We start from the raw sequence: 25,779 nt of genomic DNA, 5'->3' as shown, positions 1-25,779 counted from the left end.
ACGTTCTGTTTTCCAATCTACGATAGAAAACAGAACGTATATTTGGTATAATCAAAACATACTATATGAAACGATGTACATGAGTTTGAGATTTATGTAAAAAGGTAAGTAATACATAACAATAGCTACGATATAGGATTCAGTTCATGTTATACAAATTAATCGTTAGAAAGGAAAAGAAGTAATGAATCAAATTTCATTTGAAGATTTATTTGAAGAAGAAAACGAGAAAGAAAAGGTGGAGGTAGCTGAAATTCCAGTACCTTTATCGCCATTACAAAAAGATATATTGGAATTAATGGATTCTGAAGAAATAAGTGCTCTTGAGCTATGCGAACAATTAATACGAGCTGGAAAAATATCAGATGAAAGATTCACAACCAATAAGCCTAAAGCATATGGAGAAGTATGCTTATTATTAGAAGGCTTTGTTAAAGAAGGAAAGCTTATTTTTGTTAAAAGTGATGAGAAAAGAGATAGGGTTTATAAATTGAATGAAGAAATGTTTAACGGATAAGGTGTGCAGGGGGAATGAATAATTTCCTAGGGAGTTCATTCGTTTTTCACATAAAAAAGGTGTCAATCTTGCTTAGATTGCCACCTTTTTTAATCATTTAACATCTAACATACTTACGTTTGAAACCAAGTCTTCCTCTATCAAGTTCTTTCTGAATACTTTCGGAAGCATTTAGCAAACTGCTCTTTTTATTTTCACGTTTTACTTCAACTATACCAACTTCTTTTGCAATCTCGACTGCCTTTTCGTGTAGTGGTACATATGAAATTGCTACCGTGTTTAAGAAATTATTCATAGCGGATTTAGTTCGTTCTGGCGAATCATGAATCGTATTTTTTACCATTTCAAGCATAGCGGAAATTTTGCTTTCGGAAAATTCGTTGTCTTTACGATTTCCTAAAAGCCAGCAGTAGCAACTCCAGCCAGCAGACATTTTAAGCTCCTCACCACTTGCAATCCATGTATCAGCAACATCTTGTGCAATATCTGACTCCGATAAAGTTACTGCTACGACATAATCAGATAGCATATAAAAATACGCCCCATCCATCCAGCGATTAAAATCCGATTCACTCATAGCTTTTGGATTTGCGATAATGCCTGCAAAGTACATAGCATCGTAGTTGCCTGTCGCATAAAGTTCTTCAGCTAATTCTTGATTTATTTTTATTTTCTTAGCAATTGGTTTCATAGCACCTGTAGCTACGCCGAAAACTGGCTCGTGTGCGCCATTAGATATGTATATTTTTTTCGTTCTTTCTTTACCAAGGGCTTCAAGCTCTTGCATAACTGTTTTAAAATTCATAGCTGTACACTTCCTTCCTTAATATAAAGACCATGTTAATTGTGAGCATCTAGTTTATCCCGCTTTAACGGGCAGTAAGACCCCCAACTTAAAATTCAGCGGAAGCAAAGAAGTTAGGTGGGGGTCGGGCTGCCCGTAAAAGCCCGATTGGTGAGGACTGATTAAAGTTTCACTTTATATCTTTTATCATGTTTTCCATACTTCCTAATTTTAAGTCTTATGTGAGTAGGATGTCTACTTTCTATAATTTGTAGATAATGCAGGTAGTGATTTTGAAAGTCTAGCTATCTATAATTGTAAGGGGACTATATGGGAATAAAAGGGAAGTGAATACAGAGGGATAGCTTATTACATAAATTTTGAGGATGAAAATAATAGTTAACCTTTGGCTCTTTCTCGATATTATTATGTTATTATTTGGTAAGGGGATAAATGGAATTTAAAGTTAAATATGTGAGGCTGATTCTAAATGATAAAGAAATTTACTAGAGTAGTACTAACTACAGTGATGCCAATTAGTCTTATCATGGGTTGTGGGAACGCTGAAAGAACTAAAGCAGAAGAACCGAAAGCGGCACAATCGGAGAAAAAGGACTATACGGATTACTCATATGGAAGCAAAGGTATATTAGTAAGTGGAAAAGCGAAAGAACGTCAACAATACGAGGTTGGATTTATAGATGACAACAAGTTAATAGGAATTGATGAAAATATTGAGGACTGTTTGATGTTAGATAATAAAGATGAAGCAAGTCTCGTTTGGAAACAAATAGAGCGTGGATCCATTATTGAAGTGCAATATGGTAAAGATCGCAATGATATTGTAGGTGTACAATTAGTAGCAGATCGTGAACCATACGAAATTAGTGATAAGTTTGATCGAAATACGATAAATGAGATTGTTGAAAATGTTAAAGGGGATTTGTAATAGAAGCTAAAATAAAAAATATAAAGAAACAGGATTTATTTAATAGATACATAGTAAATATGAAAAATTATAAAGGTCCTTCTTGTTGAAGAAAATCAGTAAAAGGTATCCTAATCTATTTTTAAGAAGTAGTAGTGTGTATGAGGATAAGTGCTTTTGACGACAATTGCAATTGGTTATAAAATAATGTCTGTTAAGGAATTTTCTAGAAACTATAATTCGCCTGCTAGGGATAAAATGAGGTGTTTATAAAAAAGGTGGAATAAACATATTTTTATACATAGTAGATTCATAGTCTTTCACGAATGAGAAAATAAAGGGAGGTTAGGATACATACACGAACTGTGTAGGTATTTCATACAGCAATGAATATTAAAAAACGAGTAATCATACTATCAACAAGTTTAGTAATGTTAGGGAGCGCACCTTTAGTGATATCAGCAGAAAAGAGTAAAAATCTTCAAACCGATCAACTTCGTATCGCACAAGGGGAACGTGGAACGGGTGGATTAAGTTATTCTGATTTCAATCTAGAAACTCCAGACCACATGCAAATTAATGAAGCAGAAGTATCAGAAAATGAGGAAATTCTTCTAGAAGAATATAAGCATAAATATGATGAAACAGAAGAGTTGCATAAAATGAAAGAAGCGAAAAAAGGCCAAGTAGCGGAAGATGAAGCTATTTCAAATATTGAAAAGGCATTTGAACATGTAGACGGTCGAAATGATGGTTCTACTCGCGAAATGAAGCCAGTTGAAAAGCCAAGAGCTGTTCAATATAGTGCATCGATGATGAAGAAGAAATATGGAACACTTGCAGGTGTACCGTTTGTAGAGTGGATTGTTCCAGCAGGAAATCCTGATATTCGTCCTGCTAATCCGATGAAAGCACGTTATATTACAATTCACGAAACTGCAAACACTGCCCGTGGTGCAAATGCTGAAAACCATGCGAAGTATTTGTATAAACAAGCAACAGAGGGGACGTTCCGAACAGCCTCATGGCATTTTACTGTAGACGATAAACAAATTTATCAGCATTTACCAACAAATGAAAACGGTTGGCATGCAGGAGATGGTGATGGTTCAGGAAATAGAGAATCCATCGGTATTGAAATTTCAGTTAACCAAGATGGAGATTACAATAAAGCGTTAGAGAATGCAAAGCGACTTGCAGGATATTTAATGAACAAAGAAGGTATTAGCGCGGACCATATTTATAGACATCAACAATGGAGCGGAAAAAACTGTCCTAATATTTTAATTTCTCGTGGGAATTGGGCCGGATTCGTACAAGGTATTCAATGGTATGCAAATGTTAACGCACAAATTGATTCGCCTTTACAAGAAAGAAACGAGCTATTTGATTCAAATGAATATAATCCAGCTGAACCTAATATGGAGCTTGTAGTAAATGGTGACGGTATAAATGTGCGTAGCGGTGCAGGACTTGAATATCAAACCGTTCGTAAGGCTTCAAAGGGAGATCGTTACAAAGTGTTAGCAGTTAAAAACGGTTGGTATAAAGTAGGTAATGATGAGTGGATTTTCTATAACCCAAGTTGGACTAAGATAAACTATAATGTGCCAAATAAAGAAGTACAAAAACCAAAAGATGATATTACAGGTGGATGGTTTGAAGGGCATATTCGTAAGCTGAACAGCCTCGGAATCATGCACGGTGAAGGAAACAGTGTATTTGCACCTTATCGTAATGTAACGAGAGCTGAGTTTGCGACATTAATCGCCAATGCTCTTAAACTACCAGAAGGAAATAAGTCATTTGTAGATATTAACAAAGCACACCCATCACTTCATGACGGTATGAAACGTAGTGCAAGTGCAGGAATTATTAGCGGTCGTGGCGGGGGGATTTTTGACCCGAACGCACCAATCACTCGTGAAGAAGCATCTATCATGATTGACAACGCATTACAGTATAAAGGTGTTACAGGTGAATTAGTCGCATTACCATTTAGGGATAAACATTTGATCACATATAAACAGCCCGTTCAACGATTATATAGCTTACAGGTAGTTACTGGTGTTGGAAATAATGAGTTTAATCCTAAAGGTACAACAACTCGTGGTGAGGCAGCTGCCTTTTTAGTAAAGATGTTAAATGTAAGTCAAAAATAGAAAGAATGTTAAAGGAGCTATCCAAAATGAGAATTTGGAGCAGCTCCTTTTTATATTAGCCGCTATTAAGCCCCTTCCAAGCCCCTTATAAGCCCCTACCAAGTAATAAATCACTAAGAAAAAACAAAACAAAAACAAAAACAAAAACAACTACAAGAACAAAAAAGCGTGAAAAAATAAAACCAGTGTTGTAATAGTTAAAAAAATTTGGAATTCAAATGCAAAAACAAGGGCCTCATTCCTATATGTATATTGAAGGGTTGAATTCTGTCTTTTTATGAATAAAAGGAGGAGGGAAACATATGGCGGTGTACCGTAATGTGCAGGTGAACTTTTGGCAAGATGAATTCATATTAGATTTAACGCCAGAGGAGCGTTACTTTTACATATATTTGTTAACTGGTACGAAAACGAAGCAATGTGGAATTTACGTATTACCGAAACGTTTAGCTGAACTGGAAACAGGCTACAGTATGGAGACTGTTGAGAAGTTGTTAAATAGGTTTGTTGCATATGGAAAGATTTTATATGATGCGGAAACGAAAGAGTTATACATACTAAATTGGTTACACTATAACCCTATTTTAAATACGAATGTAGAGAAGTGTGTGTTACGTGAGTTAAAGACTGTAAAAAATAAAGAATTCATACATATGTTTTTACGTAAATGCCTGGAAGAAGAATGGAAGATTCCATTGTTATTAAAGCATTTTGGTATGCCGAAAGAAGAGGATAATAGTAGTTTAGAAGTAGTTGCTGAGGAGAAGGAAGAGATAGAAGAAGATACTCCGCATAGCGAAGTTTATAAGTTTTACGAACAACATATAAGTAGTTTATCTCCCTATATCGTGAAGGAATTGAAAAAGTGGATACAAAAAGTTTCAGGAGAGAGAGTATTGGAGGCTCTTAAGATTGCGTTTGAACAGAATAAGCGAACGTTCGCTTATGTGAAGGGGATTTTGAGGAATTGGTGTGAAAAAGGGAGAGCAGATTTCCTTGAAGTAAGGGAAGGCGTACATAAGGGAGATGTATGTAGTTTATATGATCCATAGTATGGGTTTTTCTAATTTTCTAAAAGGTTCTTCCTTAAATAAAAGCGAATAGTTTGAAAAGGGAGGGGTTATATGGAAGTTGTTATAAAGAAGAAGCGAACTAGAAGGAAGAAAATTTTTATTTGGTCTAGTAGTATCGTTCTTTTGTTAGTTATTTGTACAGCGATTTTTTTAAACATATATACGCTTAGTTCTGTACCAAAGATAGATGGGACGATAAAACTAGAGGATTTACAACATGCTGTACAGGTAAAGCGGGATAGTAAAGGGGTACCACATATTAAAGCGGAAAATGCACACGATTTATATTTTTCGCAAGGGTATGTGCAAGCGCAAGATCGTTTGTTTCAAATGGATTTAAGCAGAAGGCAAGCTTCTGGGATGTTGAGTGAAGTTGTAGGGGAAGTAGCTGTTGATCGAGATAAGTTGTTTCGAACGCTCGGTTTACGGCGAGCAGCAGAAGCTTCTGTTAGTCAATATAACGGGGAAGCGAAATATGCCCTGCAGTCATTTGCTGATGGGATAAACGCTTTTATACGCGAGGCAAAAGAGGAAAAGAAATTGCCAGTTGAGTTTACTATATTAGGCTATGAACCTGCTGAATGGTCCATTGTTGATACGTTAACGATTGGAAAGTATATGGTGTTTGATTTAGGCGGACATTGGCACGGGCAGGCGTTTCGATATTGGGCGCTGAAAAATTTACCGAAAGAGCAAGCAAATGAGCTATTTCCTACATATCCGAAAGATGCGCCTAGATTGCTAGCTGAACTGGAAAATACAAATGTGGACGTAGCACAAAGTTTTGCAAAAACGATCATTCCGCCAGAGTTTAATGGTAGCAATAACTGGGTCATAAGCGGTGAGAAGAGTGCGTCTGGTAAGCCGATTTTAGCGGATGATCCTCATTTATCTCTTGCGACGCCTTCAATTTGGTATCAGTCGAAACTTGAAATGAAAGATTTACATGTGAGTGGCGTTATTTTCGCGGGGGTACCAGGTGTTATATTAGGACACAATGACAAAATAGCATGGGGTGTTACGAATACAGGTCCTGATGTGCAAGATTTATATATTGAGAAGCGGAATCCTAATAATGAAAATGAATTTTTGTATAACGATAAGTGGGAGAAAGCTACAGTTGTTGATGAATCGATTAAAGTAAAAGGTGGGAAAACAATTCCGTATAAAGTGATGGTTACGAGGCATGGTCCAGTTATTTCAGAGTTTGCGGATAAAGGGAAAGAGAAAACGAAAACGGTATTCGCTTTGAAATGGACTGCTTTGGAGCCTTCCGCTGAATTAAAGGCGGTATTAAATATGAATAAAGCGAAAGATTGGAATGAGTTTGAAACGGCACTTCAAGACTTTCATACACCAACTCAAAACTTTGTATTTGCATCAAATGACGGCACAATTGCTTATAAAGCGAATGGAAATATACCAGTGCGTAAAAAAGGCGATGGGAGTTTACCAGTTCCAGGATGGACAGATGAATATGAGTGGGAAGGGTATATCCCATATGATCAACTGCCAAAAGTAATCAATCCAAAGCAAGGATTTATTTCAACGGCGAATAATAAAATTGTGGATGATAACTATCCGTACCATATTAGTAATACGTGGGCACAGCCATATAGGCAAATGCGTATCCAAGAGTTTTTACAAGAGAAGGAAAAGTATACGGTGAAAGATTTAGAAGAGTTACAGATGGATCAAAAAAATTTATACGGGAAAGAATTTGCTCCTATATTGTTAAAAGAGTTAAATAAAGCATCTTTAAATGAAGTAGAGAAAGAAGGCGTAAAACAATTAACAAAGTGGAATTTTTACGATAGTAAAGATGAAGCGGCACCACTAATATTCCATTTGATAATGAAAGAGATTTCGAATACGTTATTTTCAAAAGAAATACCGAAAGATGTGATGGAGTTATTTGAAGGGAAGTCACAAGTTGTTGATGAATTGATTCGAAAAGAAGTAGCAGGAGAAAATAGTGCTTGGTTTACGAAGTACGGAGGCTTCACGAAAGTTGTGCATACATCGTATGAAAATGTAATGAAGAAATTACAGAAGGAATATGGACCGAATGTTGCGGAGTGGAAGTGGGGCGATTACCATCAACTTGCTTTTACACATCCAATCTCAAAATCATCTAGTATGTTAGCATTACTAGCATTTAATCGCGAAAAACCAGTTCCGATTGGCGGAAGCCAAGTTACCGTTCAAGCAGCGAGTTACGGAGATAATGGTATTGTCAATCATGGAGCTTCATGGCGATTCGTAATTGATACGAAAGATATGTCAAACGGTTATCATATCGTAGGGCCAGGACAATCGGGACATTTTAGAAGCGATTGGTATCATGATCAAATCGATGATTGGGTAAATGGTGAGTATCATACGACTACATTGAATACGGATGGGATAGAGGGGAAAGTGTTAACTTTAGAGCCGAAGAGATAATATTTTCACTGATGAAAAATTATAAATTAGAATATAACCCAGTTCTTAAGTAATTTTAATAGCCTACTATCAGTTAAGTGGATAGTAGGCTATTTTAGAGGATTAGATTCAATGATTTTATCCCACTTTAATGAGCAGTAAGACCCCCATCTCAAAATGCAGCGAAAGCAAAGAATTTAGTTGGGGGTCTTACTGCCCCTAAAAGTCCGATTGGTGAAGGCTAATAATCAGTGGGGGATGAAGAAAACCCCCACTGATTAAAGTTTCACTTTATTATGACAAAACAGTCAGCGTTTTAACATTTACTTATACGATAACGGGCTTTATTTACTCTGTTACAAAAGAAATCACACAAAGCATTTTTTTCTTTGTTACTCATATATATCGCAAAACATTTTATTATTCAATAATTCCAATTTCTAGAGCCTTTTGGACAGCTTCTTCTTTGTTACGGACGCCTAGTTTTGTATAAGCTGTGGAAGCATAATTTCTGACCGTACCACTCGATAAATATAATCTTGATGCTATGGTAGTGTATCGAAGTCCTTTTGCTACTAGCTGCAATATTTCTATCTCCCTAGCTGTTAGCTCATAAGCGGTTGCTTTTGATTGCGGTGTCTCTTTTTGCTCATCAAACTTCTCAAATATTTTGTGAGACATTCCCTGATTAATTAATGTCCCACCTTTGTGAATAAGTCGGATCGTATTAGCTAGCTCCAACGTTTCAATAGATTTGAGTAAAAAACCATCTGCACCGTTGCGAAGCGATTCCAATGCCTGTTCGGTATCCTGAAACGTTGTAAAAATCAATACGCGGATATGTGGCCATTGTTGCTTAATCTTTTTGGTTGCTTCGACTCCATCCATGTGCTGCATATCTAAATCCATAAGTATAACATGGGGTTGAAGGCGCCCACACAAATCGATGGCTTGATTGCCATCTTCAGCCAAACCGACTACATGTAAATCTTCATATCTATCGAGTAGTGTCCTCAAACTTTCCCGAACAAATGGCTGATCGTCTACAAGTAACAAACGAATAAGTCCGTCTTTTATTTCAGTTTGTCGCGGTATGGTACATGTAACAAGCATTCCTTCCTCTGGCTTTGTATATACAGACAAATGACCTTGCAAGTTCATTGCCCGTTCTTTCATCGCATTCATACCGAAGCCTTCCTGCCATTCTACATTTCCTTTTCCATTATCTTGAACTTCTAACCTCGTATATTGATCGTCAAACTGCAATGAAACTATAATTTCAGTCCCCTGACCATGACGTACTGCATTCGTAAGGGACTCTTGTAAGCAACGAATGAATGCGATCTTCGCTTGCCGAGATAGTTGATATTCCTCTCCGAATGTCCTAAAATTTACATTTACCTGAGCGTGCTCCTGAAATTCGGCTCCAAGATTTTGTAGAGATTGAATCAAGGAAGGCGATTGACACGGAGAATCCATTTGATGTAGGTAACCTCTCACGTCCTCGATGCTTTTCCGTCCCATTTCAAGCAAAGAATCTAGCCTCTGTATACCCATTTCAGTAGCAAGTTCGGTACGCAACGTTTCCATCCCCATAATAATAGAAGTATAAGCGTGACCAACTGTATCATGAAGCTCGCTCGACAACCTGTTCCGTTCTTCTGCCAGTGTAATACGTTCAATCTGAGACATATATTGCTCAAGTACTGCGTTTTGTTTACGAATTGCTTCATTTTGCTTATGATTGACGATTAATAAATGGAAAGCGAAGCCCATTACATAAGCAAGTCCATAGTAGGTAACCATAATCCAATAGTTATTACTTGGCGCAACCGCATAGAAAATTCCAGTTGTTATAAAAACTGTTATTGGAGCTGTCCAATAATAGGATAAATGCTTACTATTCGCAGCAATCAGAAAAACTGATATAAGAAATGTGTTGTAAGCTTCCGGAAATAATGAGGTTAAATATATACATAGTCCACCATATAGCAGTATGTCTGTGAACAAATAATATCTATAATTGAATAGTAAGGCTACCCATGGAACAGAGAAGGCAATAATTTCCCAAAGAATAATAATCCAAAGTGGCAATGTTAAATTATCCTGAAAATCGAATGTGGTTATGGCGATAGAGACACTAATAAGTATACGGACTCCTAACATAATCCAATCGTACCAAAACCAATACTTAACCATATCTAACAAGTTATTTACCCCCTAAGTAGCCTACCTTTTTACTTCCTATATTATAAATTAATCCTTCATACATTGTTATACTTTTTAATTTTACGCTGCAATCCTCTCACAGAGGACAAACTTCTATCGATTTAGTCGCCGGATCATGCTACGTGTATAGCCCCCAATTTTCTTAGTCAAACCATCTACTACTTTACTACTTATGGCGGTAAATACTATACCCATAAGCATTACAAAGAGTGATTTGGAAAACGTATCTATCTGTATGAAAATAATATTCATTTCGATGTAGCGATACAGTAGTGGTGCCAACAGGAACATAAGTGGCATTACATAAAAAATGGTTGCGCAAATGATACTAAAAATGCCAATCACAAATTTCTGCATTAACCAAAAGACAGCAGACCAAGTGCGATGATCAGTAAGCACTAATTTCACCTGAGTCCAGTTCGATGTATCTATTGTTATACTTCTATCATAAGAGTCTGTTGAAATATCTGTATAAATTTTCGTTTGTATGCGCTCGAATTGGATAAAAGGTGTAGTAGTTTGTAGTACGCGTATAACTAGTGGAATCCCAATTACCGTAAATGAAAGGGTGAAGCTGAATAGCAGAGCTATTAGATAAAAACAAAAATAAAACAATCCTGTAACGAAAGTTAGCAATAAAAAATAACCATTCTGGATGAATCTTGATTTCATAAAGTTCTCGCTCCTATCTATGTAATAACCGAATTGTACTGCTTTTTTTGTCATTCTCACTAGTGTGAAAATGTCATATGACATTTCTAAATGATGCTAAAAAGGGGAGAGTAACATACTTCTGGTTAAAAAAAGATGCTTATATGAATCTCCATAAAACAATCCCGTTCTTGCATCTGCAAGAACGGGATTGTTTTGTACCTTTATTTAATATGAGATGGACTTGTTTTTCGAATATGAAACATAATATCAAATTGCTCAAGCAATGACGTATTAAAGTATGCCGATTCGTTCGGTAAAAGTCGTGCCCCTATACTTAGTAATGGTCTTTTTGCTTTAACCCATTTCTCTGCTGGTCCTTTAAGGTGACGATTATCTAATAAAAACATGTTATATGGTACTTTTCCGAGGGTATAATTGAAACTATTTACATCTTGTGGAATCGGATCCGTTATAATCTTATCTCCGGTGTCGTTGTATAAGGTGAAATTCCCCTCAGTAGTTGTACTGCCAATTGTGACATAATTCTTGTCTAAACGTTCCTTCAAATTCTGCCCCGCAGCATAAGGGTATAATTTCTCATCGATAATTCCTTTAGCTATATGAATATTGTGTCCCCATACCATCGTTTTACCACCCAATGTCTCTTGTGCCCACATTACATGATCTGCCAAGTATTGCTCATGTAGCTTTAACATACTTGGATAGTCGTTAGGAATTAGCATTGTAGTAAATTTCTCTATTGCACTTGCCGTTGCTTTCGCCCAGATGTACTCGGGCGAAACTAATTCTGTTTTGGCTTGCCCATTCTCATCTTTTAGTAATTGGGCTACTCTCTCAGCATTTGCTTTGAACTTTTCTTTTATTTCAGGAGCAAGGTCCATATATTCCTGTAAACCTCCATTAAAAGCCGACAATTCTTTATAATTTTCTTCTACTTCTGCCAGCAAATCTGGTCGATGCAGCCTTACATAATCAATTACTTTATTAAAGCAGCCTTGGTCCAACTCCTTTAAGTCGAGCCCAATAAATTGGATCTTTTTTTTATTGGATGGATCAGCATTATAATCTTTCATCCACTCAATCATGGCTATAATTTCATCAGTAGGATATAAATAATTTAAAAATTCCCTAGGGTTTCCTTTTCCTGTTTGGATATATTCATTTAGTTTTAAGCCGTTTCCCCAATCTTCTTCCATTGTGAAATTTGTAAAACCCATCTCAGTAACCAAATATTTCACAAGGCGAAACTTCATAGTAAAAATTTCAGAGCTTCCATGAGTAGTCTCTCCTAATCCTACATATTGTGCGCTCCCAATCATTTTCTTAAGTGGTTTTAAATCCTCAAATGATTTTGACGGCTCTATCGTTTTTAATGGGTAAGCCTGTGATTGTATGGATTTAACTATATTTTTTTGTATTGATTGACCTGAATTTTCGACTACTACTGTTTGAGCCTTTCCTACTTCTACACATCCTGTGACTAATAAAGCTGTACTAACCATTGCAATTATTCTTTTCTTATTCATTTTTTTCCACCTCAATTGAATTATTTGTAAAAGCAAGATTGATTCATGTACTTGCACGAATCAATTGCCTTAATTCAATTGTTATCTATCCCATATCATATTTTCTAGTTACATATTGTCATAAAGTTAATTGACACAGGTCATATGCTAATCATTACACTTTTGTACTATCGGCTATGACAACTTATAAATAATAATTACATGGATGAGTCGTAAGTAAGACTAGACTATAAATTGGGGAGGGAGTTTAAAGATGAATGAATCTGTATACAAAAATGTTTTTATTCTAAGTTGTGTCTGTAGAAATGACAAGAAGTAAATGAAAGGGGAAGGGCGGATTACAATGATATTACACGCAAAATCGTTCCATAATAAAGATAAAATCCAACGTGCTAAAATAGGACTTCAACTCTTTCTGAGTATCTTAATCATTACTTCTATTATTTTAAATGTAGGAGTAATAATTACGGAAAGTAGGGCGCTTATTGTGGTATATATGTTTACCCCAGCATTATCTTCTATTTTGACTCGCATAATACTGAAAGAAGGGTTTAAAGATGTATCTTTTAGTCTCGGTAACTTAAAGATATGGAAGGGGATCGGTTTTGCTCTGCTAATCCCTATGATTATTTGTGGAATTACTTATTCTATCGCCTGGTTGAGTGGAATTGCAGGGTTTCAGTATCCCGAAGGTGGTATGATGTTAGAACCGATCTACAATATGCTTGGGCTTCAGTATGTAACGGCACCATTCAGCTTCATTTATCTAGTAGTATTGAGCGGCATTTTCGGAAGTTTGCTTAACTTAATCCCAGTTTTGGGAGAAGAAATGGGTTGGCGAGGTTATATGCTCACAAGGCTAGTCGATGCAAAGTTTTCACGGCCCATCCTTATTAGTGGATTGATTTGGGCAACGTGGCATGTTCCAATAGTTATTGCTGGTCTATATGTAGCGGGACCATCTGTCGTTCTTTCAGTACTTGGTATCTATCTTTGTATTGTACCATTCGGTTATATTATAGCTTATTTACGACTTATCACAGGTAGCATTTGGCCTTCGGTTATCATCCATGCTACTTGGAATGCCATTATTCAAGGACCTTTCACACGTGCAAGTACAGGGTATCAAACTGAGATTTGGATTGGTGAATCTGGCTTGATAACCGCTATTATTATATTAATTACTGCAATAATTACGTCTCGAATGGTAAATTTCACGAAATAGCATACGGATGTGTTTTAAATTCAATTAGTGAAAAATGACGAGGCGCAATTATGAATGCTCAAAGACATGAAAGTAATACAAATGAAGTAAATGTAAAAGTAATGGTCAGGTTATCAGAAAAAATTCAATAACTTCAATTGTCAAAAGATGAAAAAGGAGCGGAAATATGCTCCTTTTTTATTTACCTTACTATTTTTAGAAGGTTAGTATGAATAAAATATAGATAAAGGGTAACTAGCATTTTTATTTTGAAAATTTATCCCGCGTTAACGGACAGTAAAACTCCCACCTCAAAATTTAGTTGGAGCAAAGAAGTTAGGTGGGAGTCGGGCTGTCCGTAAACGTCCGATTGGTGAGGGCTGATTAAAGTTTCACTTTATTGGGATTTTTTCTGGAATATTTGTGAAATGTTGTATAAAATAATCAGGAAAGCCAAAAATTAATGGGGGAAAGTTGTGAAGAAAAATAAGAGTTTAATAAGTTTTTTAGGAGTGTTTATTATGCTGTTTTCTTTTTGTTTTCAAGGAAATGTACAGGCAGATGTAAATACTGTTCAATCTGGGAAAATCAAATCAGGAAATGTAACGGTATGGGAAGTTGGAAATGTAGCGAAAGTTTTAGCTGATGTAGAGCGCTTAAATTTAAATACAGTAAATGTACCGATTCAGGTAGATATTCCGAATGTGACTTCTACGAACATGGTAATTAATCAAGCGCAAAAGCAACAGGCTATTCTTTTAATTCAAGAATTATTAAAGCGTAATATTCAAGTTATTGTGGAACCGTTCCCGTATATTCAGCAAGGAAATGTTGGGGAAACGGAATGGAATCCAAGTAACATTAATGATTTCTTCTGGAATTGGAAAACGGTTATTTTGCAAGATATCTTTCATTCGATTACAAGTAAATACAATGTGTACGGAATCAAGATTGCTTCTAATTTCGTGAATATGGAATATGCAGAAGGATATTGGAGCGATACGATTGATTTCGTTCGTCAGCAGTATAAGGGAAATGTTTTGTATCAAATGAATTGGTGGTTAACAGCAAGCTTTGATCCTTCTTATGAAGCGAAGTTTGTAGAGAAAATCAATCGTCCGTATTTAAAAAAGGTGGATATTGTTAGTATCGATAGCTGGTTTGAAGTTTCGGGAAAAAGAAATCCATCATACGAAGAAGTAAAGCAAAGTTTATTTGCCACAACAGTGTATAATCGTGGACAAAATGTTGTGCAGCAGTTGGAACAATTACATAATGCAACAGGAAAACCAGTTTACTTTGGTGGATTTAACGTTCCGGCACGTGAACTTGGACTGCAGAATCCGTGGAATCCAGATGTTTCTAATGTGTTTTCAAAGGACGTACAATTAAACGGATGGCGCGCTTACCGAGAGGTATTAGAACCGAAACCATATTTTAAAGGTTTTTCAATTTGGTTTATTGGCTCTCATAATAGTACGCATGCGTATCAAATACATAGTAAAGAAGCAGAGGCAGTTATTAACGGCTGGTACCGAAAATAATTTTTATAAAATAGGTCAGTTTTAGATTTTACCACATATATTTCTAGTGAAAGGCCTTTCACCATCTTATCACCTAGGGGGCAATCATAATGAAATTTTTGTCTTACCTTACAGTAATTTTGGTGATTCTTGGCGGTTTGAATTGGTTGTTTGTAGCGTTAGATTACAATGTAGTTGAGAAATGGTTTGGTTCTATGCCGGCGCTTGTGGACACTATTTATTGGCTCATTGGTCTTTCTGCTATTTATCAAATTTTTGATCGGTTCTTCACGGACAATTAGCAATTATACTTTATTACTAGAGTGTTAAGTACGATTATGTACTTAACACTTTTTTGTATGTTTATAAAAAATAGTTTGCACATGCAAGCGATTCCATTGCGTCTTACGCCGTAATAATAGAAAACAAATTGACCACGTATTATATTTCAGGTTATAATTCAGAAAGTTTAAAAATTAATAAAAATGAGAAATAGGGAGGTTTTCAGGGTGATGGAGAGAGTGTATAATTTTTCAGCTGGACCATCAATACTCCCTTTGCCAGTTTTAGAGAAAGTGCAAAAGGAGCTTGTAAATTATAACGGGACAGGCATGTCTATTATGGAAATGAGTCATCGATCTTCTTATTTTCAAAGTATTATAGATGAAGCGGGTAACCTCCTTCGTGAATTAATGAACATTCCTAATGAATATGAAGTTTTGTTTTTACAAGGCGGTGCTTCATTACAATTCTCTATGGTACCGTTAAATGTAATGCATACGTATAAAAAAGCAGGGTACGTATTGACTGGCTCATGGTCTAAAAAGGCGCTGCAAGAAGCTGAAAAAGTAGGGGAAGTACAAGTGATTGCTTCTTCTGAACAAGCGAAGTTTACTACAATTCCTAAATTGGATGGTTTACTGAGCGATGAAAAACTAGATTATGTACATATTACAACGAATAATACAATTGAGGGGACGAAATATGTGGACATTCCACATGTAGATAAAGTACCGCTCGTTGCGGATATGTCCTCAAATATTTTATCAGAACAATACGATGTTTCGAAGTTTGGTCTTATATATGCGGGAGCGCAAAAGAATTTAGGGCCAGCGGGCTTAACGATTGCTATTATAAAAAGAGATTTAATTGGGGGAGCAGATCGCTCTTGTCCTACAATGTTAAACTATGAAACTTACAGTAAAAGTAACTCCTTATATAATACACCGCCGTCCTTTAGTATTTACGTAACGAAACTTGTACTAGAGTGGCTGAAAGAGCAGGGCGGGGTATCTGCGATTGAAGAACAGAATAGAATGAAATCTTCACTTCTTTATAATTTCTTAGATGAATCAACATTGTTTACTTCACCGGTTGATCCTACGTATCGATCACTTATGAACATTCCGTTTACAACACCGTCAGAAGAGTTGAACAATGAGTTTTTACAAAAAGCGAAAGAACGCGGCCTTGTTACGCTAAAAGGACATCGCTCAGTCGGTGGTATGCGCGCAAGTATTTACAATGCGATGCCAGCGGAAGGTGTACAGCAATTAGTAAGTTACATGAAGGAATTTGAGCTTGAGAATAGATAGGGAGATGGGGATATGTTTCGTGTTCAAACGTTAAATCAAATTGCAGAAAAAGGTTTGCAAGTACTTAGCGGAGATCGCTATGAAGTAGGGGAGAGAATGGATCATCCAGACGGCATTTTACTTCGCAGCTATTCTTTACATCAAGAAGAATTCTCAAAAGACTTAAAGGCGATTGCGAGAGCTGGTGCTGGTGTAAATAATATTCCTGTCGAGCGATGTACAGAAAAAGGGATTGTAGTCTTTAATACACCAGGAGCGAATGCCAATGCAGTAAAGGAACTTATTATCGCCAGCCTGATTATGTCTTCACGCAACATTATTAACGGAGTAAGCTGGACGAAAAATTTAGAAGGTGAAGAAGTACCGCAACTTGTTGAATCAGGGAAAAAACAATTCGTTGGATCAGAAATTGCAGGGAAACGTCTAGGTGTTATCGGACTTGGCGCAATTGGTGCTTTAGTTGCGAACGATGCGTTAGCTTTAGGAATGGACGTCGTCGGATATGATCCTTACATTTCAGTTGAAACAGCTTGGCGCCTTTCTACACATGTGCAAAGAGCATTTAGTTTAGATGAAATTTTTGCAACGTGTGATTATATTACGCTGCATATTCCTCTTACGAATCAAACGAAGGGGATTATTGGTGAACACGCTCTAGAGAAGATGAAAAAAGGTATGCGTCTATTCAATTTCTCAAGAGGAGAACTTGTAGATGAAAAAGTTCTTCAAAAAGCGTTAGAAGAAGAGGTTATTGCGCATTATGTAACGGACTTCCCAAATGAAAATGTGATTAAAATGAAAAACGTAACAGCGACGCCTCACCTCGGTGCATCTACGTCTGAATCGGAAGAAAATTGTGCAATAATGGCAGCGCGTCAATTACGTGAATATTTAGAGACAGGAAATATTCGTAATTCAGTAAACTATCCAAACGTAGAGCTTCCTTATATCGGAAAGAAACGTATTACGATCATGCATCAAAACGTTCCAAACATGGTAGGACAAATTACAGGATGTTTAGCAGAACATCATATTAATATTGCCGATATGATCAATCGTAGTAAACATTCTTGGGCGTACACAATGATTGATATTGATAACGGAATTGATGATATAATAAAAGAGAACATTGTGGAAAATATAAGCAAAATTACAGGTGTTGTAGCCGTTCGAATGATTGTGTAAAGGAGAGAGGAATTTGGCAAAAATCCGACCGTTTCGGGCCATTCGTCCAGTAGAAGAAAAAGCAGCAGAAGTTGCAGCTTTACCGTATGACGTATTAAATAGTGAAGAAGCAAGAGAGGTTGTAAAAGGGAATCCGTATTCTTTCTTACACGTTGATAAAGCAGAAATTGATTTAGATCCGGCACTTTCGCCGTACGATGATCGCGTATATGAAAAAGCGGGTGAAAATTTAAATCGATTTATACGAGAAGAAGTATTCATTCAAGACGAAGAGCCAGCACTATACATTTATGAACTGACGATGCAAGGAAGAACGCAGTCAGGCCTTGTCGTTTGTACATCTATTGATGAGTATGAAGATGATACAATTAAAAAACATGAAAGAACACGTCATGAAAAAGAACTAGATCGCATTCGCCACGTAGATGTGTGTGACGCGAATACAGGTCCTATCTTTTTAACGTATCGCACAAAAGAAGAGATAAAGCGTTTCATTGCCAGCTGGAAAGAAGAACATGCGCCAATCTATACATTTACAGCAGAAGACGGTGTTAGGCATGTCGCTTGGAAAATAGCTGATGAAGAAGTAATTGCAAGTTTAGTAAACTTATTTGAAGATATTCCTAATCTTTATATCGCAGATGGACATCACCGTTCTGCATCAGCTGCAAAAGTTGGGCTCATGCGAAGAGAACAATATCCGAATTACACAGGAGAAGAAGAGTTTAATTTCTTCTTATCTGTTTTATTCCCTCACGATGAATTATCCATTTGGGACTATAACCGGGTTGTGAAAGATTTAAACGGCTTATCAGAACAACAGTTTTTAAAACAAATAGCACAATACTTTTATGTAGAAGAAGCAGCTGTTTCGCCGTATAAACCAAATGAGCCAAAAACATTTGGAATGTATGTAAGTGAGAAGTGGTATAAGCTTACTGTGAAAGAGGAAACGTTTGATGCGAACGACCTTGTAAAAGGTTTAGATGTATCTATTCTGCAAGATCATTTATTAAGCCAAGTACTTGAAATACATGATCCGCGATCTGATTCACGCATTGATTTTGTCGGAGGAATCCGTGGTTTAGAAGAACTAGAACGCCTTGTAAATAACGGCGAATATAAAGCAGCGTTCTCACTATATCCGACATCAATGGAATCTTTATTAGCAATCGCAGACGCCGGGGAAATTATGCCACCAAAATCAACGTGGTTTGAACCGAAGCTGCGCAGCGGGTTGTTTGTACATTCTTTAAAGTAAATATAGACTTCTTTAGTTTGAAAAACCGAAATGATTATAGTTTCGGTTTTTCTTATTTTAAAAGAGTTTTTGAGGAGGAGCATGGGATGAAATTACAAGTAGGCGAAAAAATCACCTTTGAACGAACGTTTACAAAAGAAGATGTTGTGTTATTTACAGAAGTATCGAAAGATGAAGGTGCTCATCATGTTACACCAGATGAGCAGGGGAGATTTGTTGTACAAGGGCTTTTAACATCAACACTACCTACAAAAATTGGCGGAGATTATAACGTACTAGCTCGCAAGATGGACTTTGAATTTTTACGTCCTGTTTTTAGCGGTGATACGATTCGCTGTGACGTAACCATTGAACAATTTGAACCCGATGAAAAAAATCGTACAAAGATTATGGCGATGTTTATATGTAGGAATCAACTTGAAAAGGAAGTTATGAAGGGGAGTTTTTCGGGGATTATTCTTTAGTTAGTAGGAAAAGTAATGAATAGGTGCGGAGCCGTGTCACTCGGGCTTAGGTTCTTAATTCCACCATAACGAAAATGATATGCATTGCTGAATACTGATAATATACTCTGTTCATTCTTAACTTGAATAAGATCGTCAACAAAAAGGACATTCCGAGTATTACAAGAAATGTCCTTTTCACTAAATTATAAGGTATTTTGCTAAAATTCAAACTCTAAAATCAGTTTACTAGTTTGACCTGTAAACTGATAATGATAGGATCCTCTCAGGTTTTCTAAGTTACCGGTAGCTTTAATAATTGTTCCTGGGGAATCTAAATTTCCTTTATCAAATATTCCTTGCTCTATAGCTGTAAATGTCCCTTGTTGCCCCTTATAAACTCCTTCAAAGTGTAAAAATCCAGAAATTTTAGCAGTAGCTAAGTGACCATCATTTATATTTGAGTCTACATAATATAATAAGTATTCAACAAAAGCTTTTCCTTTTAGTTCCCCATCAATATCATATTCAACATGGGCAATATTAATAGGGAAATCTTTTCTAGTATCATCGATTGGTTTTTCATCCCACTTACTTACTGTAAATGTTACTTCCATACACGTAATCTCCCTCCGGTTATATACTTTTAAAAAGTATCCATTCACATTCATATCTCATAGGAGTGATTTTATTTATCACGCATTTAACGGGCAGCCCGATTGGTGAGGGCTGATTAAAGTTTCACTTTATTCCACGCCACTCTCTAAAATAGAGAAAGATCCATTTTTACAATCAATTTCTGCCAACGCGCCGTAAGGTAAAATAAACTTCGGTTCGGTATGACCAAAATTTAAATTATAAAGAATTGGCAAATCTTCTAAGTTATATTCTTTCATAACTTTTAGTATTTCATGTTTATATTCTTCATAATACATTTCGTCTTTTGGTTTACCGAAAATGATCCCTTTTGCTTTTTGGAGAATGCCTTGCGCTGCGTAATTTCGTAAACAATACTTTATATAACTTGGTTCTGGATGGTCTTCAGAAGTTTCAAAGAAAAGGATACTATTTTCCCAATGTTTTTTCTCTGGCCAAATCTCCGTTCCTTTTGCAAATTCCAGTACTTCTATACAACCACCAATTAAGCGTCCTAGTACAGTAGTAGAGCCTTGAAGTACCTCATATCCTTTATTTTGCTGCATCGTACGTCTTGTATCTTTATTTATCTCTATCCATTCTAAACGCTCACTCGTCCATTCAGGAGCTGGTTGAATTTCACCAATCATTTCATTGGAAAAGAGAGTTCGCTTTACCATTTCAACCGTATATGGATTCATCTCTATATTTTCAGCAAAATCCGTTAAAATGGCTGGACCGTAATAGGAGGAAATTCCTGCTTTATGACAAAACAAGTGTGAAACGGTAACGTCAGAGTATCCCATAAAAATTTTCGGGTTTTCACGGATCACATTAAAATCTATATAAGGAAGTAAGCGAATGCTATCCTCTCCGCCAATATTTGCGATAATTGCTTTCACGCGCGTATCTTGAAATGCAGTCATTAAGTCTTCCGCACGAGCTTGTGGGTTGTTATAAATGAATTCGCTACCTTTTAAACTATTCGGCATTGGAACAACCGTAAGACCGAAAACTTCTTCTAATCTCTTTACTCCTTGTTCATATCGCCATCTTATTTCAGAATCACCTGCGCCTCCCCACGAAGGACTTACTGTTGCCACGATATCACCTGGCTGTAATCTCTTTGGTTTTTTTAACATGTTAACTCCGCTCCTACATAATGTAATGGACTACAATTATACAAACTGTAGCATTGAAAATATGATGCATCACATTTATTTCTTCATCATCATTCCGTTTACCTGCTGGTATTCAAGAATTCAGTCTTAGTGTTGAATTGCATTTGAGAATTACAGTATGCAACATTGCATGAGAAAGAGGGTTGCTATTTTCTACAATCTGTAACTGTAATGATTATAAGTTGGTCGTATTCAATCCGAAAAATAAAATTATTATGAATGGAGAGGTTACAGCTTTTCCTGAACAAGAAAGCTATCGTCTTTAGGCACTTAATGGATCCGGGGTGTCACTAAAAATCGCAACGTTCGTGGTGCTAAAGTGTCTGAAGTATAGGTAGTTTATTCGATTTTTGTTGGGATTTTTAAGGGAGTATTCTTTAATTATTAGATAGAGAGATAAAATAAAAAATACACCTAATTACTAGGTGTATTTTTTAGACTTGAAAACCACATATGTATTGGAAATTTCTCTTGGGTAGAGTGTATCACAATAGAAATCATGTATATACATAATATTCGTTACATCGAATGGTTTCCTTGTAAATATATGAAAATGGTAAACTAAATAGATTTCAATTTGGGTAACTTAAATACCTGTATCATGTTCAGAATTAGCAGGAGCACCGCCAGTATTGCCATGAGCTTCAACTTTGGGAGCAGGGAAATGTGTATGCCCTTCTTGTTTCGGAGCCCCACCAGTGTCACCGATGTTTAATGCAGGAGCCCAAGTATCCGCATGTGAATCTAATTTTGAGCTTAAATCAGCATGTGTCTCTTGTTTCGGAGCCGGCGTATCACCAACATTATAAGCAGGAGCGCCGCCGGTATCGCCAATATTGAAAGCAGGAGCCCAAGTATCCCCTTTATTATATGATGAAATAGGAGGTCTTCCATGATCATAAGCAGGAGCGCCACCGTAGTCACCATGATTTTCTAATTTCGGAGCAGGAACATCGCCATGCTCCGCTTTCACAACGCCGCCATCCCCAATATTTAAACCAAAAAGACCAAAGCTAAACACTGATAACCCTACAACAGCTGTACTAATTTTTCTTTTCAATCTATCTCTCTCCTTTTGCTATGGTTTTCCATTTTGTCTAAACGTGGTAGATAAAATGAAATGAATCGTAAAAAATTACCAATTATATTACGATATACGAATAATTCTGTGTAATATTTTGTAAAACCTCCTTGAAATTTGAATTTTATGAAAATAAAATTCGACATGGTTCATTTTTCAACTAGTTGAATAAATTTTGATTGAGTTTTTATAAATCTATTCGTTAACCTTAGGACCGAAAGTAGTTCTTAATTTCTTTATACCGTGGTCATAAGGTTATTTTAGCTTTGAATTAAATTAAAGCCCTCTTGCTGTATATTTAAAAATTACAGTATGCAACATTGCATAAGAAAGAGGGTTGCTATTTTTTATCAACTGTAACTATAATAGTTACAGGTTGGTCGTATCCAATCAAAAAAATAAAATCATCATGAATGGAGATGTTTCATAATGGGTATGAAAAAAATAATTTTAGCAGGTGCTTTAGGTATCGCAGCATTATCAGGAACGAATTTACCAGGATTAGAAGTAACAAAAGCGAGTGCAGCTTCTATTGAATCGAATTTCTCGACGTTAGAAGGGCGAGTAGTAGAAGTAGATAACGGTGTAATTGTTGTTAAATCTAAGCAATATGAAGAACCTGTTAGTGTGTATATAGACTCTCTTTCAAATGTGAAAGTAGGAGATGAGGTTAAAGCTACTGGATCTATGATGCGTAATTTTACAGAATATATGGTTGCAACTGCAATTGAAAATACAACAAATAAGTTAGGCATGCACATGAAAGAAGATGGCTCACCTGATTATGTAATTGGGGAAGTATCAAAGGTAGGAACGATGGAAGATGCGGAAGCCGGTGCTACTAAATATGTCGTAGTGGAGTATCCATCGCTAAACGGGAAGAAAGTGATTATTGATGTTTTCTTAACAAAGGGGCAAGTATTTCATACGGGCGAGAAAGTAAAAATTGATATGAAGTATGTAGGCTGGGGTGGCAGTTCTATTAACTGGAACACGGTTGATCATATCGAAAAAGTGTATGAGGTAAAGAGCAACGTTGAAAATAATGATGATGTTTGGATTTGGTCTTAATTAGCATTCTGTAATTAACAAATATATCCCTTAGTACCCAGCAAATGATCATGTGTATGACAATTTGCTGGGTACTTTTTTTCATTTTTACATCATTGTATCTATAATAATTTTTAAAATGCAGGTATCAGTTGAATCGAATAAACTCATATATACAATTGCTTTATCCTATTGCTTATGCATTGATTTTATTCAAAATTGAGACTCTATTGGTCGTAAATAATAGATAATTTTGTTTTACTGTTCTGATTAAAATCCGGTCTGTTGTAGCGTATGCTGTTCCAATTCGGATTACGTTTTCTTCTTCTACACCAGCATAGGTTTCATCTTCTGTAACTTCAATAATTTCACTTAATGGAATTTGAATCTTAGCTAGTTGCCATGAAATAATTAATTCTCCATCTGTATTTTTGACATCGATACCTAGCATGTTACCAAAACCTTTCTGTATGAAAATATCTCTATTAATTTTATTATACAGATTTAAAGGTTTTATTTCTATTGTGAAATTTGATTTTTTAATTTTTTACAAGGTATCGTACTACGAACAAAAAAGGGTATCCAATAGCACCTGCGATTCTCCTGAAATGAAGACGATCTTTTTTATTTTGTGAATTTTTGAGAATAAGAGATTTTTGATTAGAATATGATGTTTAAATCGGAGCGAATTTAAAAAATACAATGATGAAAGAGGTGTATATATATGGAGCAAGATGAGGTTTATTTACGAGCTAAAAAAAGGATGGAGAATTTAAAAGCGTTTTATATTCATTTAACGGTTTATATTCTAGTGAACTTAATGCTTTTTATTATAAATATAATCTCTGATTCAAGTAAATTATGGTTTTTATACCCACTTGCAGGTTGGGGGATCGGTATCGTCATACACGGTTTGACAACTTTTCCAGTGGGGATATTCGGAAAAGAGTGGGAAGAACGAAAGATTAAAGAATATATGGAGAAAGATAAGTAACTTTATTTTTGGAATGCATCAATATAAAATTTCATATAAATCTTTATAATTAAATCCTTGATGCGAAGTCTATTCTATGGCTTCGCCTATTTGCTTTGTATTCAAATTTTGTGCGAGTGAGAGTGTTTATATTCTTTTTTAGGCTGAATGGTTTGTGAAATCAAAACTTTATTTGTAGTACATAATAAATACAGTTGTTTTACTTTTTTAATTACATGTAGAAATAGGATGAGGCTAACTTATTACCCTATACTAAAATAAAAATAAACCACTGTTCGATTTGAATATTCCACGTTATAATGGTGAGAGTTTATGACAGAATAAATATTTACATAAGAAGTGAGGTACTGTATGAAAAAAAGAACGACAGACATTATTTTTATTATTATTGGTGCATTTCTTTTTGCGTTAGGTGTCAATTTGTTTGTTATCCCGAACGAGTTTGGTGAGGGTGGGGTAACAGGTATCACGATTATTACGTACTATTTATTTGAATGGTCACCGGGCTTAGTTAACTTAATTTTAAATGCGATTTTGTTAATAGTCGGTTATAAATTTTTAAATAAAATCACAACAATTTATACGATTATCGCTGTAGTTACGAACTCGCTATTTCTTCATTTAACAGAAGGCTGGACGATTGCTTCGGATGAAATGCTCGTAAATGCCATTTTTGGAGGAATATTTATTGGGTGCGGGATTGGTCTTATCATTCGCGTTGGAGGAACAACGGCAGGTACTACCATCTTAGCAAGGATGACACATAAGTATTTAGGTTGGAGCATTAGCTACGGTCTACTGTTCTTCGATTTAATCGTTGCGTTTTCATCTTATTTCATCATTGGTGCAGAAAAACTGATGATAACAATTATTATGCTATATGTAGCAACGAAAGTAATGGAATTTGTAATTGAAGGTTTAAATCCGAAGAAGGCTATTACGATTATTTCTGACAACCCTAATGAAATCGCCGAGAAGGTGACTACATTAATGGGCAGAGGGGTTACGGTGTACTCAGGTCATGGTTATTACACGAAAACGCCGAAGGAAATTCTTTATGTTGTTATTAATAAGCAAGAAGTAGTGAAGCTAAAACGGATTGTTCAAACTACGGATCCGGCTGCATTCATTGCTATCCATGATGTTCGTGATGTGTTCGGAGAAGGGTTTGTTGATATTTCGAAGGCTTAAAAATGGTTTTTGATTAAAATAATCTTAATACTAAAACGTGAGAATCTATTTTGAATAGTCTTTGTTCAAAATAGATTCTTTTTTATTAAACACCATTCACTTTAAGTTCAAACTTTT

General features: G+C 35.9%; 23 protein-coding genes. 15 read left to right on the top strand and 8 right to left on the bottom strand.

Translation table 11 applies throughout. The annotated features are described in order from the left end of the window. The first annotated feature begins 184 nt into the window (after window positions 1-184). Window positions 185-517 (top strand): DUF3895 domain-containing protein, encoded by a 333-nt coding sequence (locus tag ACZ76X_RS03770; protein WP_098668444.1) that lies wholly within the window; start codon window positions 185-187, stop codon window positions 515-517. Window positions 518-614: 97 nt separating this feature from the next. On the opposite strand, the gene ACZ76X_RS03765 is transcribed toward ACZ76X_RS03770, so the two are convergent. Continuing rightward, window positions 615-1,322 carry a DNA alkylation repair protein gene (locus tag ACZ76X_RS03765; protein ID WP_479849592.1) on the bottom strand — a complete coding sequence of 236 codons (708 nt, stop codon included), beginning with the start codon at window positions 1,320-1,322 and terminating at the stop codon, window positions 615-617. 469 nt (window positions 1,323-1,791) lie between these two features. Here ACZ76X_RS03765 and ACZ76X_RS03760 point away from each other — a divergent pair, with 469 nt between their 5' ends. From ACZ76X_RS03760 to ACZ76X_RS03745, 4 genes are all read left to right on the top strand, one after another. Next, window positions 1,792-2,250, top strand: a complete 459-nt coding sequence (locus ACZ76X_RS03760; protein ID WP_479849591.1) for a hypothetical protein — start codon at window positions 1,792-1,794, stop codon at window positions 2,248-2,250. A 365-nt stretch (window positions 2,251-2,615) separates the two neighbouring features. Further along, window positions 2,616-4,391 carry an S-layer homology domain-containing protein gene (locus ACZ76X_RS03755; protein WP_479849590.1) on the top strand — a complete coding sequence of 592 codons (1,776 nt, stop codon included), beginning with the start codon at window positions 2,616-2,618 and terminating at the stop codon, window positions 4,389-4,391. A 302-nt stretch (window positions 4,392-4,693) separates the two neighbouring features. Continuing rightward, entirely contained in the window at window positions 4,694-5,443 is a 750-nt protein-coding gene (locus tag ACZ76X_RS03750) for a DnaD domain-containing protein (RefSeq protein ID WP_479849589.1), read from the top strand. A gap of 72 nt (window positions 5,444-5,515) precedes the next feature. Beyond that, the gene (locus ACZ76X_RS03745; protein ID WP_479849588.1) at window positions 5,516-7,909 is read left to right on the top strand and encodes a penicillin acylase family protein; all 2,394 of its coding nucleotides are present in this window, start codon (window positions 5,516-5,518) and stop codon (window positions 7,907-7,909) included. A 399-nt stretch (window positions 7,910-8,308) separates the two neighbouring features. On the opposite strand, the gene ACZ76X_RS03740 is transcribed toward ACZ76X_RS03745, so the two are convergent. From ACZ76X_RS03740 to ACZ76X_RS03730, 3 genes are all read right to left on the bottom strand, one after another. Further along, window positions 8,309-10,096, bottom strand: coding sequence for a response regulator (locus ACZ76X_RS03740; RefSeq protein WP_479849587.1), 1,788 nt, complete (start codon window positions 10,094-10,096; stop codon window positions 8,309-8,311). Between the two features lie 114 nt (window positions 10,097-10,210). Beyond that, window positions 10,211-10,789 carry a sensor domain-containing protein gene (locus ACZ76X_RS03735; protein WP_479849586.1) on the bottom strand — a complete coding sequence of 193 codons (579 nt, stop codon included), beginning with the start codon at window positions 10,787-10,789 and terminating at the stop codon, window positions 10,211-10,213. A 203-nt stretch (window positions 10,790-10,992) separates the two neighbouring features. Further along, window positions 10,993-12,318, bottom strand: coding sequence for an erythromycin esterase family protein (locus ACZ76X_RS03730; protein WP_479849585.1), 1,326 nt, complete (start codon window positions 12,316-12,318; stop codon window positions 10,993-10,995). A gap of 343 nt (window positions 12,319-12,661) precedes the next feature. Here ACZ76X_RS03730 and ACZ76X_RS03725 point away from each other — a divergent pair, with 343 nt between their 5' ends. The 7 genes from ACZ76X_RS03725 to ACZ76X_RS03695 all read left to right on the top strand — a co-directional run bounded on the left by ACZ76X_RS03725 (window position 12,662) and on the right by ACZ76X_RS03695 (window position 19,550). Further along, window positions 12,662-13,543: a CPBP family intramembrane glutamic endopeptidase gene (locus tag ACZ76X_RS03725; protein WP_479849584.1), complete on the top strand. Its 882-nt coding sequence runs from the start codon at window positions 12,662-12,664 to the stop codon at window positions 13,541-13,543. A 455-nt stretch (window positions 13,544-13,998) separates the two neighbouring features. Further along, on the top strand, window positions 13,999-15,066 hold the full coding sequence (locus ACZ76X_RS03720) for a glycoside hydrolase family 113 (protein ID WP_479849583.1): 1,068 nt from the start codon (window positions 13,999-14,001) through the stop codon (window positions 15,064-15,066). A gap of 89 nt (window positions 15,067-15,155) precedes the next feature. Next, window positions 15,156-15,347: a DUF378 domain-containing protein gene (locus tag ACZ76X_RS03715; protein ID WP_000670803.1), complete on the top strand. Its 192-nt coding sequence runs from the start codon at window positions 15,156-15,158 to the stop codon at window positions 15,345-15,347. Window positions 15,348-15,557: 210 nt separating this feature from the next. Then, on the top strand, window positions 15,558-16,640 hold the full coding sequence (gene serC, locus ACZ76X_RS03710) for a 3-phosphoserine/phosphohydroxythreonine transaminase (RefSeq protein WP_479849582.1): 1,083 nt from the start codon (window positions 15,558-15,560) through the stop codon (window positions 16,638-16,640). Between the two features lie 12 nt (window positions 16,641-16,652). Next, complete coding sequence (locus tag ACZ76X_RS03705) at window positions 16,653-17,825, top strand: 3-phosphoglycerate dehydrogenase family protein (RefSeq protein ID WP_098524122.1); 1,173 nt, start codon at window positions 16,653-16,655, stop codon at window positions 17,823-17,825. A gap of 13 nt (window positions 17,826-17,838) precedes the next feature. Continuing rightward, window positions 17,839-19,086 (top strand): DUF1015 domain-containing protein, encoded by a 1,248-nt coding sequence (locus tag ACZ76X_RS03700; protein WP_479849581.1) that lies wholly within the window; start codon window positions 17,839-17,841, stop codon window positions 19,084-19,086. Window positions 19,087-19,172: 86 nt separating this feature from the next. After that, on the top strand, window positions 19,173-19,550 hold the full coding sequence (locus ACZ76X_RS03695; protein WP_479849580.1) for a hotdog family protein: 378 nt from the start codon (window positions 19,173-19,175) through the stop codon (window positions 19,548-19,550). A 200-nt stretch (window positions 19,551-19,750) separates the two neighbouring features. Here the strand turns inward: ACZ76X_RS03695 and ACZ76X_RS03690 are convergent, their stop codons facing one another. The 3 genes from ACZ76X_RS03690 to ACZ76X_RS03680 form a co-directional block, all read right to left on the bottom strand. Beyond that, window positions 19,751-20,146, bottom strand: a complete 396-nt coding sequence (locus tag ACZ76X_RS03690) for a DUF3224 domain-containing protein (RefSeq protein WP_479849579.1) — start codon at window positions 20,144-20,146, stop codon at window positions 19,751-19,753. A 129-nt stretch (window positions 20,147-20,275) separates the two neighbouring features. Further along, window positions 20,276-21,307, bottom strand: a complete 1,032-nt coding sequence (locus ACZ76X_RS03685) for a S66 family peptidase (protein ID WP_479849578.1) — start codon at window positions 21,305-21,307, stop codon at window positions 20,276-20,278. A gap of 625 nt (window positions 21,308-21,932) precedes the next feature. Then, window positions 21,933-22,406 (bottom strand): hypothetical protein, encoded by a 474-nt coding sequence (locus ACZ76X_RS03680; RefSeq protein WP_479849577.1) that lies wholly within the window; start codon window positions 22,404-22,406, stop codon window positions 21,933-21,935. Window positions 22,407-22,856: 450 nt separating this feature from the next. Here ACZ76X_RS03680 and ACZ76X_RS03675 point away from each other — a divergent pair, with 450 nt between their 5' ends. Continuing rightward, window positions 22,857-23,498 (top strand): hypothetical protein, encoded by a 642-nt coding sequence (locus tag ACZ76X_RS03675; RefSeq protein ID WP_479849576.1) that lies wholly within the window; start codon window positions 22,857-22,859, stop codon window positions 23,496-23,498. Between the two features lie 175 nt (window positions 23,499-23,673). Here ACZ76X_RS03675 and ACZ76X_RS03670 read toward each other — a convergent pair whose 3' ends face one another. Next, the gene (locus ACZ76X_RS03670; RefSeq protein ID WP_479849575.1) at window positions 23,674-23,928 is read right to left on the bottom strand and encodes a SunI/YnzG family protein; all 255 of its coding nucleotides are present in this window, start codon (window positions 23,926-23,928) and stop codon (window positions 23,674-23,676) included. 273 nt (window positions 23,929-24,201) lie between these two features. Between ACZ76X_RS03670 and ACZ76X_RS03665 the strand changes: the two genes are divergently transcribed. Then, on the top strand, window positions 24,202-24,471 hold the full coding sequence (locus tag ACZ76X_RS03665; protein WP_479849574.1) for a 2TM domain-containing protein: 270 nt from the start codon (window positions 24,202-24,204) through the stop codon (window positions 24,469-24,471). 351 nt (window positions 24,472-24,822) lie between these two features. Beyond that, complete coding sequence (locus tag ACZ76X_RS03660; protein ID WP_001968754.1) at window positions 24,823-25,662, top strand: YitT family protein; 840 nt, start codon at window positions 24,823-24,825, stop codon at window positions 25,660-25,662. The last annotated feature ends 117 nt before the right edge of the window (window positions 25,663-25,779 follow it).

The sequence above is a fragment of the Bacillus sp. BC05(2025) genome (assembly GCF_056725905.1).
This window is presented reverse-complemented; position numbering and strand designations above follow the sequence as displayed.

What these genes read in the sequence shown, in the direction of transcription:
- ACZ76X_RS03755 (WP_479849590.1), top strand. Translation starts at nt 2,616, where the DNA reads ATGAATATTAAAAAACGAGTAATCATACTATCAACAAGTTTAGTAATG.
- serC (WP_479849582.1), top strand. Translation starts at nt 15,558, where the DNA reads ATGGAGAGAGTGTATAATTTTTCAGCTGGACCATCAATACTCCCTTTG.
- ACZ76X_RS03735 (WP_479849586.1), bottom strand. Translation starts at nt 10,789, where the DNA reads ATGAAATCAAGATTCATCCAGAATGGTTATTTTTTATTGCTAACTTTC.
- ACZ76X_RS03665 (WP_479849574.1), top strand. Translation starts at nt 24,202, where the DNA reads ATGGAGCAAGATGAGGTTTATTTACGAGCTAAAAAAAGGATGGAGAAT.
- ACZ76X_RS03760 (WP_479849591.1), top strand. Translation starts at nt 1,792, where the DNA reads ATGATAAAGAAATTTACTAGAGTAGTACTAACTACAGTGATGCCAATT.
- ACZ76X_RS03675 (WP_479849576.1), top strand. Translation starts at nt 22,857, where the DNA reads ATGGGTATGAAAAAAATAATTTTAGCAGGTGCTTTAGGTATCGCAGCA.
- ACZ76X_RS03730 (WP_479849585.1), bottom strand. Translation starts at nt 12,318, where the DNA reads ATGAATAAGAAAAGAATAATTGCAATGGTTAGTACAGCTTTATTAGTC.
- ACZ76X_RS03745 (WP_479849588.1), top strand. Translation starts at nt 5,516, where the DNA reads ATGGAAGTTGTTATAAAGAAGAAGCGAACTAGAAGGAAGAAAATTTTT.
- ACZ76X_RS03750 (WP_479849589.1), top strand. Translation starts at nt 4,694, where the DNA reads ATGGCGGTGTACCGTAATGTGCAGGTGAACTTTTGGCAAGATGAATTC.
- ACZ76X_RS03705 (WP_098524122.1), top strand. Translation starts at nt 16,653, where the DNA reads ATGTTTCGTGTTCAAACGTTAAATCAAATTGCAGAAAAAGGTTTGCAA.
- ACZ76X_RS03660 (WP_001968754.1), top strand. Translation starts at nt 24,823, where the DNA reads ATGAAAAAAAGAACGACAGACATTATTTTTATTATTATTGGTGCATTT.
- ACZ76X_RS03770 (WP_098668444.1), top strand. Translation starts at nt 185, where the DNA reads ATGAATCAAATTTCATTTGAAGATTTATTTGAAGAAGAAAACGAGAAA.
- ACZ76X_RS03765 (WP_479849592.1), bottom strand. Translation starts at nt 1,322, where the DNA reads ATGAATTTTAAAACAGTTATGCAAGAGCTTGAAGCCCTTGGTAAAGAA.
- ACZ76X_RS03670 (WP_479849575.1), bottom strand. Translation starts at nt 23,928, where the DNA reads ATGCTAGGTATCGATGTCAAAAATACAGATGGAGAATTAATTATTTCA.
- ACZ76X_RS03715 (WP_000670803.1), top strand. Translation starts at nt 15,156, where the DNA reads ATGAAATTTTTGTCTTACCTTACAGTAATTTTGGTGATTCTTGGCGGT.
- ACZ76X_RS03695 (WP_479849580.1), top strand. Translation starts at nt 19,173, where the DNA reads ATGAAATTACAAGTAGGCGAAAAAATCACCTTTGAACGAACGTTTACA.
- ACZ76X_RS03725 (WP_479849584.1), top strand. Translation starts at nt 12,662, where the DNA reads ATGATATTACACGCAAAATCGTTCCATAATAAAGATAAAATCCAACGT.
- ACZ76X_RS03685 (WP_479849578.1), bottom strand. Translation starts at nt 21,307, where the DNA reads ATGTTAAAAAAACCAAAGAGATTACAGCCAGGTGATATCGTGGCAACA.
- ACZ76X_RS03690 (WP_479849579.1), bottom strand. Translation starts at nt 20,146, where the DNA reads ATGGAAGTAACATTTACAGTAAGTAAGTGGGATGAAAAACCAATCGAT.